Genomic DNA, 1,367 nt, shown 5'->3' with positions numbered 1-1,367 from the left:
CATCAATGTCCATAACGCAAGAAAATGTCGTCGTTCCATGTTACAACCCAGAAAAATCTACTCACTTAAGTTTGGTGAAAGATGCGCAGTTTTCCACTTCCGGGTAAAACAAGAGAAGAGAAAGAAAAAATGCCCCTACCAGAGAGTCAGTCGCAGAGGCATGGTGAAATTGAAGATGTGATGAACTTAAATCAACAATGGTTTGGTATTTATACGGTTTCAAAAGCCAGAGCTTTCTTCTCAACTTGGCGGAAGATAAGCGTCAGAATCCCGTTCACGCTCAGATAAAACGCGCCTGCTACACCGAAGACCATTAATGTATCGTAGGTTTGAGCATTAATGCGCTGAGCATAGCCCATCAAGTCCATGATGGTGATAGTGCTTGCCAAAGACGTACCTTTGAACACCAAAATCACTTCGTTTGAGTAAGCAGGCACCGCGCGGCGAATCGCATAAGGAAGTAACACACGTAACGTGGCACTTTTGTTCATACCCAGCGCACGACACGCTTGCCATTGACCTGAAGGAATCGCATTAAACGCACCTTTGAAAAGCTGAGTACTGTACGCGGCAGTATTTAATGCCAACGCTAACATGGCACAGAACCAAGGTTGGCTCAGCCAAGTCCACAGCACACTCTCTCTTACTGCATCAAATTGACCCGGGCCGTAGTAGACCAAGAAAATCTGAACCAGCAACGGTGTCCCAGTAAACAGCGTGATGATGCCACGGCTTACCCAGTGCAAACCAGGGGTGCGTAGAATCAACGTCAAGGTCATCAATAGTGCAAGAATACAGCCGACAGCCAAAGACGCAGCCGTTAATTGAAGGCTAGTGCCTAAACCATCCAGCATTTGCCATACATGTTGTTCGTTCATGCGCTCGCCTCCTGCCCCACACTCATGCCTTGGATTGAGAATTTCTTATCAATCACTTTGACCGCGCGCTGCGTGATAAGCGTGATCACTAAGTAAATCGCCGCTGCCGTCGCATACCAAGTAAACGCTTCGTGCGTTGCTGCCGACGTAAGCTGAGCTTGTTTCAGCAGATCCGTCACGCCAATCAAAGAAACCAGCGCCGTGTCTTTTAGCAAAACCAACCATTGGTTGGTTAAGCCAGGAAGCGCATGTCGCACGGCTTGTGGCAACACAATGCGCACAAACGCGTGAAACTGACTGATACCGAGTGCGCTTGCAGCTTCTCTCTGTCCTCTGCCTACGGCTTTTAATGCGCCGCGCAGAGTTTGAGAAGCATAGGAAGCGAAGATCAACGATAACGCCACCACACCAGACAAAAACGGGCTAACCTCAATAAAGTCTCCGGTGATTAAAAACAGAACCTGAGTCGAACCAAAATAGATGAACAAC

2 protein-coding genes are annotated in these 1,367 nt (G+C 47.9%); both read right to left on the bottom strand.

Features of this window, described 5'->3' with window-relative positions:
- Positions 1-209: 209 nt before the first annotated feature.
- Positions 210-878 carry an arginine ABC transporter permease ArtM gene (gene artM, locus R7127_RS26235; RefSeq protein ID WP_005455704.1) on the bottom strand — a complete coding sequence of 223 codons (669 nt, stop codon included), beginning with the start codon at positions 876-878 and terminating at the stop codon, positions 210-212.
- The coding region (locus R7127_RS26230) for an ABC transporter permease subunit (RefSeq protein ID WP_318148686.1) at positions 875-1,367 on the bottom strand (493 nt) is incomplete at its 5' end. The genes artM and R7127_RS26230, both read right to left, overlap by 4 nt.

Source organism: Vibrio sp. 1159 (assembly GCF_033340395.1).
GTDB classification, from domain to species: domain Bacteria; phylum Pseudomonadota; class Gammaproteobacteria; order Enterobacterales; family Vibrionaceae; genus Vibrio; species Vibrio alginolyticus.
The sequence above is the reverse complement of the archived record's forward strand: the minus strand, read 5'-3'. Positions and strand labels throughout refer to the sequence as shown.

Bases quoted from the DNA above. Each gene is read 5' to 3' on its own strand.
- artM (WP_005455704.1), bottom strand. From the start codon at position 878: ATGAACGAACAACATGTATGGCAAATGCTGGATGGTTTAGGCACTAGC.